Source organism: Arthrobacter pascens (genome assembly GCF_030815585.1).
Taxonomy (GTDB): Bacteria; Actinomycetota; Actinomycetes; order Actinomycetales; family Micrococcaceae; genus Arthrobacter; species Arthrobacter pascens_A.
In genome coordinates this window covers 342,499-357,617 of record NZ_JAUSWY010000001.1, presented here as the reverse complement: position 1 = coordinate 357,617, position 15,119 = coordinate 342,499, and the positions used below count along the sequence as shown (strand labels likewise).

Annotated in this window: 10 protein-coding genes; all 10 read left to right on the top strand. The window is 65.2% G+C overall.

The genetic code is table 11. The features are described 5' to 3' along the window. Window positions 1-175: 175 nt before the first annotated feature. The 10 genes from QFZ30_RS01685 to QFZ30_RS01640 all read left to right on the top strand — a co-directional run bounded on the left by QFZ30_RS01685 (window position 176) and on the right by QFZ30_RS01640 (window position 15,112). Window positions 176-1,522: an enolase C-terminal domain-like protein gene (locus QFZ30_RS01685; protein ID WP_307072881.1), complete on the top strand. Its 1,347-nt coding sequence runs from the start codon at window positions 176-178 to the stop codon at window positions 1,520-1,522. Further along, window positions 1,519-3,024: an aldehyde dehydrogenase (NADP(+)) gene (locus tag QFZ30_RS01680; protein ID WP_307072879.1), complete on the top strand. Its 1,506-nt coding sequence runs from the start codon at window positions 1,519-1,521 to the stop codon at window positions 3,022-3,024. Before QFZ30_RS01685 ends, QFZ30_RS01680 begins: the two co-directional genes overlap by 4 nt. After that, window positions 3,021-4,220 carry a fumarylacetoacetate hydrolase family protein gene (locus QFZ30_RS01675; RefSeq protein ID WP_307072877.1) on the top strand — a complete coding sequence of 400 codons (1,200 nt, stop codon included), beginning with the start codon at window positions 3,021-3,023 and terminating at the stop codon, window positions 4,218-4,220. Before QFZ30_RS01680 ends, QFZ30_RS01675 begins: the two co-directional genes overlap by 4 nt. Window positions 4,221-4,607: 387 nt before the next feature. Further along, complete coding sequence (locus QFZ30_RS01670; protein WP_307072875.1) at window positions 4,608-8,066, top strand: putative Ig domain-containing protein; 3,459 nt, start codon at window positions 4,608-4,610, stop codon at window positions 8,064-8,066. Between the two features lie 241 nt (window positions 8,067-8,307). Further along, window positions 8,308-9,486: a serine hydrolase domain-containing protein gene (locus QFZ30_RS01665; protein ID WP_307072873.1), complete on the top strand. Its 1,179-nt coding sequence runs from the start codon at window positions 8,308-8,310 to the stop codon at window positions 9,484-9,486. A 388-nt stretch (window positions 9,487-9,874) separates the two neighbouring features. Next, window positions 9,875-11,173, top strand: coding sequence for an ABC transporter substrate-binding protein (locus tag QFZ30_RS01660; RefSeq protein WP_307072871.1), 1,299 nt, complete (start codon window positions 9,875-9,877; stop codon window positions 11,171-11,173). Window positions 11,174-11,175: 2 nt separating this feature from the next. Further along, complete coding sequence (locus tag QFZ30_RS01655; RefSeq protein ID WP_307072869.1) at window positions 11,176-12,303, top strand: Gfo/Idh/MocA family protein; 1,128 nt, start codon at window positions 11,176-11,178, stop codon at window positions 12,301-12,303. Continuing rightward, a complete protein-coding gene (locus QFZ30_RS01650) occupies window positions 12,300-13,241 on the top strand; it encodes a DUF6807 domain-containing protein (protein ID WP_307072867.1) in 942 nt (313 codons plus the stop codon). The genes QFZ30_RS01655 and QFZ30_RS01650 overlap by 4 nt, the downstream gene beginning before the upstream one ends. After that, window positions 13,238-13,975 (top strand): cupin domain-containing protein, encoded by a 738-nt coding sequence (locus tag QFZ30_RS01645; protein ID WP_307072865.1) that lies wholly within the window; start codon window positions 13,238-13,240, stop codon window positions 13,973-13,975. Before QFZ30_RS01650 ends, QFZ30_RS01645 begins: the two co-directional genes overlap by 4 nt. Window positions 13,976-14,077: 102 nt before the next feature. Continuing rightward, window positions 14,078-15,112 (top strand): LacI family DNA-binding transcriptional regulator, encoded by a 1,035-nt coding sequence (locus tag QFZ30_RS01640; RefSeq protein ID WP_307072863.1) that lies wholly within the window; start codon window positions 14,078-14,080, stop codon window positions 15,110-15,112. Window positions 15,113-15,119: the final 7 nt, after the last annotated feature.

The window sequence follows — 15,119 nt, the reverse complement described above, 5'->3', positions numbered from 1 at the left end:
CCACGCGAAGCCCCGGCCGGCAGGCCGGGGCTTCGCTTTGTCCTGCGGAGATTTTTGCCGTCCGGACATTTCTTGCGCTCCTAACCCTTGATCTGTAGTGCAATTCCTATATGATTATCAGAATTTATATAGGAATCGTGTCCCGCTCATCACCCAGACCTGAGAGAAGATCTCCATGCCTTCCATCATCTCCATCCATACCCAGGACGTACGCTTCCCCACGTCCCTGGAACTCGACGGCTCCGACGCGGTCAACGTTGACCCCGACTACTCCGCCGCCTACGTGGTCATCCGCACCGATGCGGGCGACGAAGGCCACGGCTTTGTGTTCAGCTGCGGACGCGGCAACGAAATCCTCACGCACGCAATCGACGCCTACGCCCGCCTGCTCCTCGGCCGGGACATCGAAGAGCTCATTTACGACCTCGGCGGCGCATCCAAGCGACTGATCCACGATTCCCAGCTGCGCTGGCTCGGACCGGAAAAGGGCGTCACCCAAATGGCCTGCGGTGCGCTCGTCAGCGCACTCTGGGACATCCGTGCCCGGCGCGAAAACAAGCCCCTGTGGCTCCTGCTCAGTGAGATGCCCGCCGAGGAAATTGTCGATGTCGTCGATTTCACCCACATCCGCGACGCCCTCAGCCCCCAGCAGGCGCTGGACATACTCCGGGCAGGCGAGGACGGAAAGGCAGTCCGGATCGCTGCCCTGAGGGCGGACGGCTACCCCGCTTACACCACGTCCCCGGGATGGCTCGGCTACAGCGACGAGAAGCTGGTCAGGCTGAGCAAGGAGGCCGCCGCCGACGGCTTCTCCATGGTCAAGCTGAAGGTGGGCGGCGACATCAATGATGACCGCCGCCGCATGGCCCTGGCCCGGCAAGCTGTGGGCGATCTCCCCATCGCCATCGACGCCAACCAGCGGTGGGAAGTGTCCGAGGCGATCGAATGGGTCAACGAGCTCGCGGAATTCAACCCCTACTGGATTGAGGAGCCCACCAGCACGGATGACATCCTGGGCCACGCCCTCATCCGGAAGGGCGTTTCGCCTGTGCGCGTCGCCACCGGCGAGGCCGTCGCGAGCCGCATCGTGTTCAAGCAGCTATTGCAGTCCGGCGCCATCGACGTTCTTCAGCTGGATTCCACGCGTGTAGGCGGCGTGAACGAGAACATCGCCAACCTCCTGCTCGCCGCCCGCTTCGACGTACCAGTGTGCCCGCACGCCGGCGGAGTGGGGCTGTGTGAACTCGTCCAGCACTTCTCGTTCTTCGACTACGCGGCTATCAGCCGAAGCCAGGACGGACGCATGATCGAATACGTGGACCACCTGCATGAGCACTTTGCCGAGCCGGTCCGGATTGTCAACGGCCGCTACGCTGCACCGCAGTTGCCGGGCACCGGCGCCGAAATGTTCAGCGCCTCCCGGTTACGCTGGGAGTTCCCCGCCGGAGCAGGCTGGGTTGAAGTGGGCAGCCGCGCCGCAGTGACGGGTGCCTCCTTGACCACCACTGGCAGGCTCCGATGAGAACCGACGTCGCAGACCTGATCTTCACCGTCCAGGCCGCCCAGGCAGCCTTCGAAAAGGCCCGCGCGGCCGATCCCTTCACGCGCGCATCCTGGCTGGACGCCGTGGCCGTCAGTCTGGACGACGACGCGGACGGGCTGGTAACTCTGGCCGCCCAGGAAACACACCTGGGCGAGGCGCGGCTCCGGGGCGAACTGAAACGCACCACCTTCCAGCTCAGGCTCTTCGCGGCGGAAATCCGACAGGGTGAGCACTTCGACGCCACTATCGACCACGCAGACCCGGACTGGGGCATGGGGCCGCGGCCGGACCTGCGCCGGTACAACGTGCCGATCGGCGTCGTGGGGGTCTTCGGGGCGTCCAACTTCCCCTTTGCCTTCAGCGTGATGGGCGGCGACAGCGCCTCAGCGCTGGCCGCCGGCTGCGCCGTCGTCCACAAGGCACACGACGGTCACCTCAACCTCGCGCTTCGCACCGCCGCAACCGTTGCAGCGGCACTCAACGACACCGGCGCACCGTCCGGCCTCTTCTCGCTGGTCACCGGCCGCCCGGCGGCGGAGGCCCTGGTGGACCATCCACTGGTCAAAGCCATCGGCTTCACGGGCTCGACGGCGGGGGGACGGGCGCTGTTCAACCGTGCCGCAGCCCGGCCGGAACCCATTCCCTTCTTCGGCGAGCTCGGCGGCATCAACGCGGTCTTCGTCACCGAGAACGCCTGGGCGTCCCGGCGCGACGAGATCCTCGCCGGATACGCCGGTTCGTTCACCATGGGAATGGGCCAGTTCTGTACCAAACCGGGCCTGATCTTCCTCCCTGGCGGACAGTCGGACAAGGTCCGTGCGGCGCTCAGCGGCGCTCTGGCGGATTTCCCCGCTGCCCCGTTGCTCAGCGAGCGGCTGCACGAGGGGTATGCGGACGCCGTGCGCAAGCTCCGGGACACGGCCGGCGTGCAGGTGCTGGTGGACGGCGGTTTCGCCGCGACGCCGTCGCCCACCGTGCTGCAGACGACGGCAGCCGCGGTGCGCAACGCTCCATCGATCCTCCGGCAGGAAATGTTCGGGCCGGCCAGCCTGGTTGTCGAGTACGGGGACGAATCGGAACTCCCGGCACTCGCGGAACTTCTTGAGGGACAGCTCACTGCCACCCTCCAGTCGGAGCCGGATGACGATGTGTCCGGCCTCGCTGCGGGGCTGGCGGACATCAGCGGCCGGGTGCTTTGGAACGGCTGGCCCACGGGAGTCACGGTCAGCTACGCCCAGCACCACGGCGGGCCCTACCCCGCCACCACATCGGCCACCACGTCGGTGGGAACGGCCGCAATCCGCCGCTTCCTCCGGCCTGTGGCCTACCAGTCGTTCCCGGAAGGGCGGCTGCCCGAACCCTTGCAGGACGCCAACCCCTGGAACGTACCGCAGCGCGTGGATGGCGCGTGGAGCAGGCCCACCGGGCCCAATAGGCCCATCAACTCGGAGCGGCTGCCTGATTGGGAGGTTCAGCGATGAACGCACCACTGAACACCGGCGGAGCATCGGTGCTTCCGGACGACGCAGCCCGGGCTCTCCTGATCGGCCGCATCTGGGACGTGGAAACCTCAGGCCCGCGTGTGGTCGCGGTACAGGAGGACAGTGTGTTCGACCTCCACAATCTGGCCGGGACGGTCTCCGAACTCCTTGAACGCCCTGACCTTGTGGCGGACATCCGGGCAGCAATGACCTCGCCGCGGTGGGAGACCTCCGAGGTAGTCGAGGCGTCCCTGACGCAGGACCCTGCACGTCCGCACCTGCTGGCTCCGGTGGACCTCCAGGTCATCAAGGCCTGTGGTGTGACGTTCGTGGACAGCATGATCGAGCGGGTCATCGAGGAGCGCTGCGGCGGGGACGCCGGCCGCGCGGCGGCGGTGCGGGAGCTGGTGGGCACGGCCCTCGGCGGCAGCATCGGCGCCATCCGCCCCGGCTCCCCGGCGGCTGCCGAAGCCAAGAAAGTGCTGAGCGCCGAGGGCCTCTGGTCTCAATACCTGGAAGTCGGGATCGGGCCGGACCCGGAGGTCTTCACGAAGGCCCCGGTGCTCTCCTCTGTCGGGTTGGGCGCCGGAATCGGCATCCCGTCCTTCTCCTCCTGGAACAATCCGGAGCCGGAGCTGGTGCTTATTGCCACCTCGGAAGGGACAGTTGTGGGCGCCACGCTGGGCAACGACGTGAACCTTCGCGACGTGGAGGGACGGAGCGCCCTGCTGCTGGGAAAGGCGAAGGACAACAACGCGTCCAGCGCTATGGGTCCCCTGATCCGGTTGTTCGACGGCGGGTTCACCCTGGAAACGCTGCGCAACGAAGAGATCCTGCTGAGCGTGGAAGGCGGGGACGGCTATCGCCTGGAGGGCAGCAATTCCGTGGCCAGGATCAGCCGGCCGTTCGAAGAGCTGGTGGCGGCAACGTTCGGCAAGCATCACCAGTATCCGGACGGGTTCGCACTGTTCACAGGCACCCTCTTCGCACCGACCCAGGACAGGGACGAGCCGGGGCAGGGATTCACCCACCACCTGGGCGACGTTGTGACCATCCGCAGCAGCCATCTTGGAGCCCTCATCAATCGGGTGGGCCGTGCGGAAGAGCTGCCGGAATGGTCTTTTGGGCTGCGGCAGCTGTTCGGCTATCTGCATGACCAGCGCCTGCTCCAGGAGTCCGCCTCCACGGGTCGGTAGAGTCACGCGACAGGCGGCCGAGGAAGGCCGGACCTGAAAGGACGACGGCGGGAGCTCCCGCCGTCGTCCTCTTGCGTGATGCGAGACCCGCGGTAAGCGAAGGTGACCAGCTGGGCGCGGTCCAAGCGGTCGCAGGAAAACGTTTGCCTGCCATCTCAGGAAAACGATTGCCTGTGCATCGAATGACAGCTAAGCTTGCCAAAAATCGGTTGCTCCGCGCTTACCCGTGCGGGAAACCGGCACCGCAGACCCGTCCGCTGTGACGTGGCGGGCGGCACTCCGGCGCGCCCATCCGGCACCGGGCGCAACTGCATCACCCCCACTGCACCACCCCCAAACAAGCACCACCAAATCGATCCAGGAGGACCGATGAAACATCCTTCAACGATGAGGCGATGGGCCCGCATGCTCGGGCTTGCCGCGGCCGTTGCCCTCGTGGCACCGGCAGGGGGCATCCCCCTGCCGGGGAGCACGGCTCCCGCAGTGGCCGACACCGGCCAGGACGTGACAATCACTGAGAGTGTGGACGCGAGCGGGTTCGTCCATCCGGGCATAGGAGTGAGCGCGGCGAGCCTGCGCAACGCCCGCGACATGGTCAAGGCGGGCACCGAACCGTGGAAGAGCTACTACGACGCCATGATGGAGACGCCGTTCGCCGCCAAGGACTTCCGCTCCTCCAACGCCAGCAGCGTCCTCGACATGCCCGGCACCACCGCGTTCAACTCCCAGGGAGTCCAAAGCAAACTCATCCGGGACGCGTTCGGGGCTTACACCCAGGCAGTTCTGTATGTCATCACGGGTGACCCCGTCTACCGGGACAACGGGATGCGGCTCATCCGCACCTGGAGCAACATGGATCCGGCGAAGTACGCGTACTACCCGGACGCACACATCCACTCGGGGGTCCCGCTCTACCGGATGGTGGCCGCGGCTGAGATCTTCCGCGCCACGAGCGTCCCCGACGGCTACACGGCCTACGACCTGGGCTGGAACGGGCAGGACACCACAAAGCTGAGCGCCAACCTCATTGGGCCCATGACCGAAACGTTCCTGCACACCAACTGGCGCTACCTGAACCAGCACTCCTACCCCCTCATCGGTGCGATTGCCGGGTACATCTTCACGGAAAACCGTGACCGGTACACCGAGGCGGTGGAGTGGTACACGGTCAACGCGTCGACGTCGCGGCCGGAGCAGAACGGCTCCCTTGCTGCTCTCTTCCCGCTCATCTCCAAGGATGATCCACTCAACCCCTATGGCTACGACTTCGTCCAGCACCAGGAGATGGGCCGCGACCAGGCGCACGCCTGGGACGGCATCAACACCAACGGAGCACTTGCCCGCTTCCTGACGGTCCAGGGCACCAAGGTGGATCCGGCGGCGGGCACACTCTCCACGGCTCCGGATGCAGTTTCGCCGTACAAATTCCTCGGTGACCGCCTCCTCAAGGCCGCGAACGCGTTCACGGGCTACATGCTGGGCTACGACACGCCGTGGATCGACACCACCGGCGGGCCGGGCCGGCTCTCTGAGGCGTACCGCGGGCGCATGTACAACCCGATCGACGAGCTCTACAACGTCTACAAATACGAGCTGGGCGTGGACGTCGAAAAGGAGGCGCCCTACGTCGCCGAACTCCATGCCAAGGCGGATGGACCGAAGTTCTACTGGGGAACTGGCCTCTACAACTCCTGGGAAAGCAATCCGGATTACAGCCCTGAGTTCTGGCTGTCCCTCCCGTCCGAGATTGCAGGCCAGAAGCGGCCGGTCGCCACCGATGCGAAAGTCCAGTTCGAGACCCGCAGCTCGGCGACGGACGGGAAAAAGCTCAAGGTCAAGACCGAGGACGGCCGCACGTTTGTCCAGGTTAATGCCACAGGTAAAGGCCGCACAATTGCCGCGCGCACCCTCATGTACCTCAGCCGCACCGGCTACAGCCCGGTGGGTGTTCAATTCCGGACAAACGCCCCCGCGACCCTGGCGATCGGAAAGGACCCTGCCAACCGGCTGGAAGTGCCTCTTCCGGATACCCGTGGACAGTGGCGCAACGTGACGTATGACGTAGACGCTGAGAAGCTGACTGGCATAAGCCTGGGCGGGGAAAACCTGGCCTACTTCACGGTAATTGGAGCGGATGACACCCAGGTCGACTTCGACTACGTCAACCTCGAAGCCAAGACGCAACTGACCGTTCCGCAGTTCCCTGCAGACACGGCAACGCCCATCATCGGACTGTCAGGAGCCCAGCTTTCCCGCTCGCTCGCGGCAACGGATGCGGGCGGAGAATCGCTGCAATACTCGACCATGGGTCTGCCGGCAGATGCCCAGCTGGATCCCGGGACGGGACAGCTTGTATGGACTCCTGCGGCTGGCGCTGTGGGCGAACACACCTTCCAGGTCACGGCCGACGACGGCACGTCCGTCACGACGCGTCCCGCCACTGTGGCCGTCGCCGCGAACCGGCAAGCCGCCTTCGATGCCGCGCTGGTCGGCTTCGGTCCGAATGCGGTGTATGAGTCGCCGTCGTTCGCCGCCTTCGACGCGGTGAGGAAGGAAGTCACATCGGCCATGCAAACGGCCGACGACGCCGGCTACCTCGATCAGCTGGTCCGCCTCCAGGCAGCGGTCAAGGCGCTGAAGCTACTCACCCCAAGCCTGGCAGACGACGGTTCGATCGACTACCGCGGGCTGGTGACGACGAATCCGACCAGCGTCCAGCCAAGGAACCTCGTGGACGGAAACTTCGACACCACCACCGGGGACCTGCGCGCACCGTTCACGCTCGACTTCGGCCAGGACTTCCAGGTTTCCGCCGACGCGTTCGGCCTCCAGGCCAGGTACAACTTCGCGAACCGCTCCCAAGGCGCCAACGTCTACGGCTCCCGTGACGGACGGACCTGGACACTGCTGACCGAGCGGGAGACCACCAACACAACGGCCAGCGGGTTCGCCATGGAGACCATCCCGGTGCGCGCCGAAGTGGCCGGCCAGACCTTCCGCTACCTCAAGGTCCAGGTGGACCACCCCGGTGTGCCTACCGACCCGGCCTACCCGGGCATCTCCTCCTTCGGCGAGTTCCGCATCCATGGCGAACGGCACGAGATGGCGAATGCACTTTCCTCTCTGTCTATGTCAACGTCCAATGCGGACAAGGCGCTGGCCACGAACGAGGATACGGTAACCTTTAGCGCCGTGGCCACGGAGCCATTGTCGGCGCTGACCATCGTCGTCGAAGGAGCGTCCGCTACCGCCTCCTCCGCTGACGGGACCAACTGGACGGCCGCCGCTGTCCTGCCCAACGACGTCGAATACGGCCGGGACGTGCAGTTCACGGTGGACTACCGCACGGCTTCCGGCAAGTCCGGCACTACCCTTACCAACACCACTGACGGAAGCCGGCTTGCCCTGTGGAACACGGCGATCCAGCGTGTCCCGGTTGTTGCGGGTTGGGTGAACGCCTCCACCCGGGCATGGCCGGGGACCGGCACAACACAGGAGAACGCCTGGAAGATGTTCGACAGGAATACGGCCACGTACACCGACACGACGACGGCGAACGGCTGGGTCACGGTGAAGCCGACTGACGGCACACGCATCATCACCGACATGGTCCGGGTCTACCCGCGCGCCAGCCACATCAGCCGCGGCAACGGTACCGTCGTTCAGGGCTCCAATGACGGCGGCGCAACATGGACCACGTTTGCAACCATCACGGGCATGACAGCCGCGAACTGGTACACGTTCACCCTTCCGCAGCGGGCTGACTACGCCCAGGTCCGGGTGCTGGATGAGCACGGCGGCAACATCAACCTGGCGGAGGTGGAGCTGCTGAACCGGGTTTCCTAACTCCCTTCGCGGAAAATAAAAGGTCAGAGGGCGACGGCGGGAGGTCCCGCCGTCGCCCCCCGGCGTTTAACCCACACCCCACGCAGCCCCGCTCCCGTTCCGCAGGGCCTGCGTCCTTGCGCTATTGGCCGGCGTTTGCATGCTTGACGGCCGCCCCGGCTCTGAGGAAGATCGATCGTACCGGCGCAGTTGGCGGTCTCTCGGGAGTCCAGCTGCGGACCGGCCCTTGAAGGGCGATGAGATGCAGACAGCATTCACCCGTGTCATCTCGCTTCGCATCGCGGCCGCCGCCACGGCAGCTCTATTGGCGTTCACCCTTGGAGGCTGCACGGCGGTACCGAACCCGCCTGACCAGCAGTCCCCCACGGTCCAGCCCTCCCCGGCCTTCGTCCCGGCGCTGGAACGGTTCAGCGGACTGATACTTGATGCCGGGGCTCCGTCGGTCTTCATCCAGATCAAGTCGCGGATTGGGGAATGGTCCAAGGCCGCCGGCGTCCGGAGCCTCGAGAACCAGGAGCCGGTCCGGCTGACGGACCAGGTCCACATCGGTGACGTCACGAACGCCATGGTGGCGGTGTCGGTCATGAAGCTGGTGGAGGAAGGGAAAGTCCGGCTGGATGACCCCATAACGCAGTATCTCCCGGAACTGGAGAAGGTGATCCGGCTGCCCGGGCCGGTCAGCGTGCGCAGCTTGCTCAATCACCAGTCCGGAATGCCCGACTATTGGGAGACATTGCTGGGGACAACACCCATGCGCGAGGTACTGGACAAGCGCCTGAGCCATGAGGAACGCCTGGCAGTCGCTGCGACCAGGCCATGGGAACGCCAGGGCGTCTTCAAGTACTCGGGCTCAAATTATGCTGCGTTGGCGCTCCTCGTCGAGCGGCTGCGCGGGCGCGAAATCGGCGAGGTGCTTCACACCGAAATTGCGGCACCCTTGGGGCTCCAGGACACCCTGATGGCGGGCAGCGATCCCGGTCCACAGAAGATGGCCCACGGGTACGTCCTCCTCGGCGGCAATCAGGCGGATGTCACGCTGCCCGCCATCCACGACGGTGCCGCCGACCACGGGATGATCTCCACCGTACCGGACCTCAATATCTTCTTTGCCGCGCTGGCACAGGGGAAGCTGCTGAAGGCCAGCACGGTCGTAGAAATGTATACGTTGAATCAAGTCAATAAAGAGGAGGAGTACGGTCTCGGACTCCAGCAACGCTACGATGCGTGCTCCAACAACTACTATTTCGGCCACGTTGGAGATGTGCCGGGATACGAGACCGTTGCCCTCATCAGCACGGACGGTTCCCGGCAAGTGGCGATGGCAGTGGCGCTGCCACCGGCATCGCCGCCGTCGGGGTTCAACCAGCTTGTGCTCGACATGCTGGACGCAGCCCTGGAGTCGCTCAATCACGCCTGCTAGCTGTATTGACCTCGGCCGCCGGGGCTGGACCGGTGAAGCGCCACCAGCCACTCTCCTCCCGCCGTCTTGTTTCCTTTTCGGAACGCCCGGCAGGTAGCTGTTGACAAGAAAGTGATCGATAACCATAATTGTGTTACCGATCACTTTCTAGCCGGATGTCGGCCTAAGAGTCCGCCCCACGACGCCTCCGCCATCCGCACCCACCTGCAACATTGCCGTTGAAACCAGAGGACCCCACGTCGCCGTGCAGAGTCCTGCTGAGTGAGGAAAGACGTGAATCCATCCACTAACCAGGTGCCAACCTGTGCCGTTTTCCGGCTGACGCACCTCCTCAAAGTAGCTCCCAACCACATCAGGCGCCGACGATGACGCCCACGAAAGGACTCCCATGAACCACGACACAACCCGCCGGAGCTACCTTAAGCTCTCAGCCGCGGTGGCGGCCTCCGTCCTAGCATTGTCAGGGTGTGCCGCCGGCACCCCCGCTGCAGAGGAGACCGGTCCGGTCACTCTCCGGTTCACCTGGTGGGGCGGCGATGCACGCCAGAAGGCAACGCAAAAGGTCATCGACGCGTTCCAGGCGGAAAACCCCAACATCACCGTGGTGGGCGAATACAGCGACTGGAATGGCTACTGGGACAAGCTCGCCACGCAAGTGGCCGCCAACGATGCCCCGGACATCATCCAGATGGACGAGAAGTACGTCCGCGAGTACGGTGACCGCGGCGCCCTGCTGGACCTGAAGAAACTCACCGGGCTGGATACGTCCGGCATTGAGGCGGACACGCTGAAGAGCGGCGAGGTGGACGGCAAGCTCGTCGGCCTGGTCACCGGTGTCGCCACCTATTGCATCGCGGCCAACCCCGGCGTCCTTGCCAAGGCGGGCGTGGCACTGCCCGACGACACCACATGGACGTGGGACGACTACAAGAAGCTCGGACAGCAGATCAGCGACAGCGGCACGGGAGCAGCCGGCGTCGGCGTTGCCTACGGTGACCAGGACCTCTACATCTGGGCCCGGCAAAACGGCGACCGGCTCTACGACGACTCCGGCAAGGTGGTCATCAAGCCTGAAACCCTCGCCTCCTTCTGGAAGCACCTCCTCGATCTCTCCACGTCCGGTGCCGGCCCCAAGCCCTCGGCCATCATCGAAAACGCCACAGCATCCCTGAACCAGACCGCCATCGCCAAAAACGAGATGGGCTTCGCTGGCGTGTTCAGCACCCAGCTCACGGCCTACTCGGGAGCCAGCGGCCAGGAACTGAAGCTGCTGCGACTGCCCGGTGAGTCCGCCGCCAAGGAACCAGGCGCCTACTACAAGCCCTCAATGTTCTGGTCTGTATCGTCCCGCAGCAAGCACCAGAAGGCGGCCGAAAAGTTTCTGAACTACCTGACCAACAGCCAGACCGCTGGCGACATCATGCTGACCGAACGCGGGATCCCCGCCAACACGAAGATCCGCGAAGCTATTTCGTCCAAGCTCGGTGCCACGGATAAGGCCGCCATCGACTTCACCGATGCCATCGCCAACGACGTGCGTCCCGCCCCGCCCATAACGCCCGCCGGCGGAAGCACCATCCTGGACATCCTCAGCCGCTACACCTCAGATGTCCTCTTCGAGCGCACCACCCCCGAAAAGGCCGCACAGCCCTTCATTGACGAACTCTCCTCATCACTCCGGAAGTAAGAATGACTGACACTCACAACACCAATAAAGCCAATGGCCGGCCACTGAGGGTCGCCTTCATCGGCACCGGCGGCATCGCCAACGCCCATGCCGAGGCCCTCCGGCAGCAGCCAGGCGTGGAACTCACAGCGGCCATCGACATCGACGCGTCCCGCTCAGAGGCCTTCGCCGCCAAATGGGGCGTCACCCGCACAGCGGCGGACCTGGCAGAAGCGGTCGACGGCGGCGGGCTTGATCTCGTAGCCATCTGCACTCCCCCGTCCAGCCACTTTCCGCTGGCGCTCGGGGCGCTCTCCCACGGACTGCATGCCGTCATCGAAAAGCCGCCCGCGCTGTCCCTGAGCCAGATGCGCGAGCTCGAAGCCGCCGAAGCGGCGTCGTCAGGATCCCTCAGCTGTGTGTTCCAGCACCGCTTCGGGTCCGGCGCCCAGCGGCTGCTCGCCCTGCAGCAATCCGGCGTCCTGGGCAAGCAGCTGGTAGGCACCTGCAACACCCTCTGGTTCCGCGACCAGCCATATTTCGATGTACCGTGGCGCGGCCTCTGGGATGTGGAGGGAGGCGGGCCGACCATGGGCCACGGCATCCACCAGTTCGACCTTCTCCTGCACCTCTGGGGTCCCTGGTCGGAAGTAACGGCCTTCGCCGGCAAGCTCGCCAGGAAGACCGACACCGAAGATGCCTCCGCCGCAGTGGTCCGCTTCGAATCCGGAGCGATTGCCACCGTCATCAACTCCGTCATTTCCCCGCGGGAAACCTCCTACCTCCGGCTGGACTACGAAAACGCGACAGTCGAACTTGAACATCTCTACGGCTACAGCGACCACAACTGGACGGTGACGCCGGCACCCGGCCAGGACGCCGTCGTCGGCCTCTGGGCCCAAGGTGAGGACCAGGCAAGCGGGCACGCGGCGCAGTACGCCGGCATCATCCGCAGCCTGCAGGGCGGAGAACCCGCCCCCGTCTCCATCCGAGATGCCTACGCCACCATGGAACTGGCGTGCGCCATCTACGCGTCCAGCGTCAGCGGAACCACCATCGCCCGCGGTCAGATCGATGAGTCCAGCCCGTTCTTCGCCCGCATGGACGGCCACCTGGAACCCTGGAAAGAAGAGGAGGCACTCAACGCATGAACAATTCAACAGCCCTCAGCTGGCGCGATGACAACAGGTCCGTGACCATCTCGCTCGGGGATCTGGAGATCGCCACGTACACCTACGACGCCACGGACGAGCAGCGCGAGTCACCGCGGCCGTTCTTCCACCCGCTGCGGACCACCGCCGGGGAAATCGTCAGCATCTACCGCCCTTGGGACCATGTGTGGCACAAAGGCATCGCCTGGTCGCTGCCGCATTTCGGCGACGACAACTTCTGGGGCGGTCCCAGCTACCGCCGCGGGCAGGACTACAAATGGCTTCCCAATAACGGAAGCATGCGCCACGAGCGCGTCGTCGACGCCGGGCTCGACGGCGGCACGTTCCGTTTCACGCATGCGCTGAGCTGGTGGACCGAGGACGGCAAGAAGGTTGTTGACGAAATCCGCGGCATCCGGATCATCCCTGGCCAGGATGGAAACTCCTGGACGCTGGTCTTCGAAACGGACATGACCAACGTTTCCGGCCGGGACATCCAGATCGGCTCCCCCACCACCGAGGGCCGCGAGAACGCCGGTTACGGCGGCCTGTTCTGGCGCGGGCCCCGGGAATTCGCCGGCGGCCGGATCGCCGGCCCGGGCGGAGCAACGGGCGAGGCACTCCGCGGAACACGCGGACCGTGGCTCGCCTTCGTTGGCCAGCATGATGATAGCTGCCGCTTCTCCACCGTCCTGATCGCCGATGATGCCGCCAATGCCCAGCACCCGCCCGAGTGGTTTGCCCGGTCCGAGCCCTTCGCCTGCTTCGGCCCCGCACCATTCTTCAGCGAGGAAGTCACGTTTGCCGATGGAGCAACGATGGTGAACCGGTACGCCGTGGTGATCGCCGACGGCGACTCCAACCAGGACCGTCTGGTCAACCTGGCGGCTGACGCTGCCGACGTGCTGCGTCACCAGCCAGTGAAGGCGACGGCATGACGGCCAGGGAGGAAGCCGCCCCATTCCCCGGCGGGGTGGCCCTCACACGGCTTGGCGTCTACGACTGGGAAGCGGCAGACGGAGTCTGCGGCGGATCGCCGCACATGCATACGGCTTCCACCGAGGCGTACCTGGTGCTGTCGGGAACCGGAAGGGTGGAGACCATCCGGTCGTCCGGCTACGAGTCCCACGACCTGGCCGCCAACGATCTCCTGTGGTTCAGCCCGGGAACGATCCACCGGATCGTAAACACTGGCGGCCTGGACATTCTGGCCATCATGCAGAACGGAGGGCTGCCGGAAGCAGGCGACGCCGTCCTGACCTTCGAGGCGGACATCGTTGCTGACCCGGAGCGGTATTCCCGGACCGCGGCACTCGCTGCCAGGCCGTCGTCGGACTCGCTGGCTGAGGCTGCGCGCACCAGGCGGGACGCGGCGATGGCTGGCTACCAGCGGCTGAAGGATGCGGCGCTGTCCGGTGACTTCGACGCCATCGAACAGTTCCACAGTGATGCCGTCCGCCTGGTCCAGTCCCGGGTTTCGGGCTGGCAGGAGCTGTGGAGCGGGACCATTGCACCGGAGGCCGCCCGGACGGAACACTGGCTCGCGGACCTGGCAGAGGGCCGCTTCAGCCACTTTAAGGACGCCGCGGTATCAAGGACAGCGCCGGCGGGCCCGGACAGGAGCTTCGGCATGTGCGGGATGCTGCAAAAGTGGGACGCCGGGCCTCTCTGAGCAACGGCAGCGTGGGTGGGCCGCGGAAAAGCGGGAGGGATTAAGCTGGAGCCGGATCCCTCCCGCGACACCCGCAGGAAGAAAATCTGAAGGGAGGCCACCATGGTGCAATCAGCAGTAGGACCGGGCCGGTCAAAGGCGCCCACGATCTATGACGTGGCCGACCTGGCCGGAGTGTCGCACCAGACGGTGTCGCGATACCTGAAAGACAAGGCCAAGCTCAAGCCGGCAACACTGGAACGGGTGGAGAAGGCACTGGCGGAACTCCGCTATACACCCAACCTGGCCGCCCGCTCCCTGCGTTCCCGCGAGCTGTACCGCATCGTTGTGGTTGTGCCGGATGCCTCCCTGTATTTCCCCATCCGCATGCTTAACGGTGCCGCGGAGACCGCGCACGCCGCAGACTATCGCATTGATGTGGTGGCGATGGAGGGAACCGCAGAAGCCCGTGCACGCCGGCTGCAGGGACTGCTGCAGGGCGATGACATTGCCGGCATCCTGTCCTTTGTCCCCCGGCCCTCCAAACTCGGCGCATCCCCGGACGAGGCGCCGGATGTTCCCATGGTCGTGGCTGGTGAGTACGACAACCGGATGCGCGCCCGCGGCAGCCTGGCGGACGGCTCCGCCGCGGCCAAAATCGTGGAACATCTGGCATCCCTGGGACACCGGTGTTTCTATCATGTGGCCGGGCCCGCCGCCTGGCAGTCCGCCCGGAACCGCCTTGCGGTGTACGAGGAAACCATCGCCAGCCTGGGGCTGACGTCCCTGGGCGTCGCTGCAGGCGACTGGTCATCGGCCTCCGGCTACGCTGCCGGGCAGGAAATAGCTGCCTTGCCGGATGTGACGGCCGTGGTGGCCGCCAACGACGCCGTGGCCATGGGAGTGGTCCGTGCGCTGCACGACCATGGCATCACAGTGCCTGATCAGGTCAGCGTCTTCGGCTGGGATGACATGGCGGAATCGACGTACTTCATACCGTCCATTTCCACGGTGCACATGGACCTTGAAGCGCTGGGGGCCAGAAGCATGGGGGAACTGATCGCCAGGATTCGCGGCGAGCAACCCACCGAGACTGCCCTGACCCTCGCCCCGATGGAACTCATCTTCCGGGAATCCATCGGCCCAGTGCGCGCCTGAGCCGATG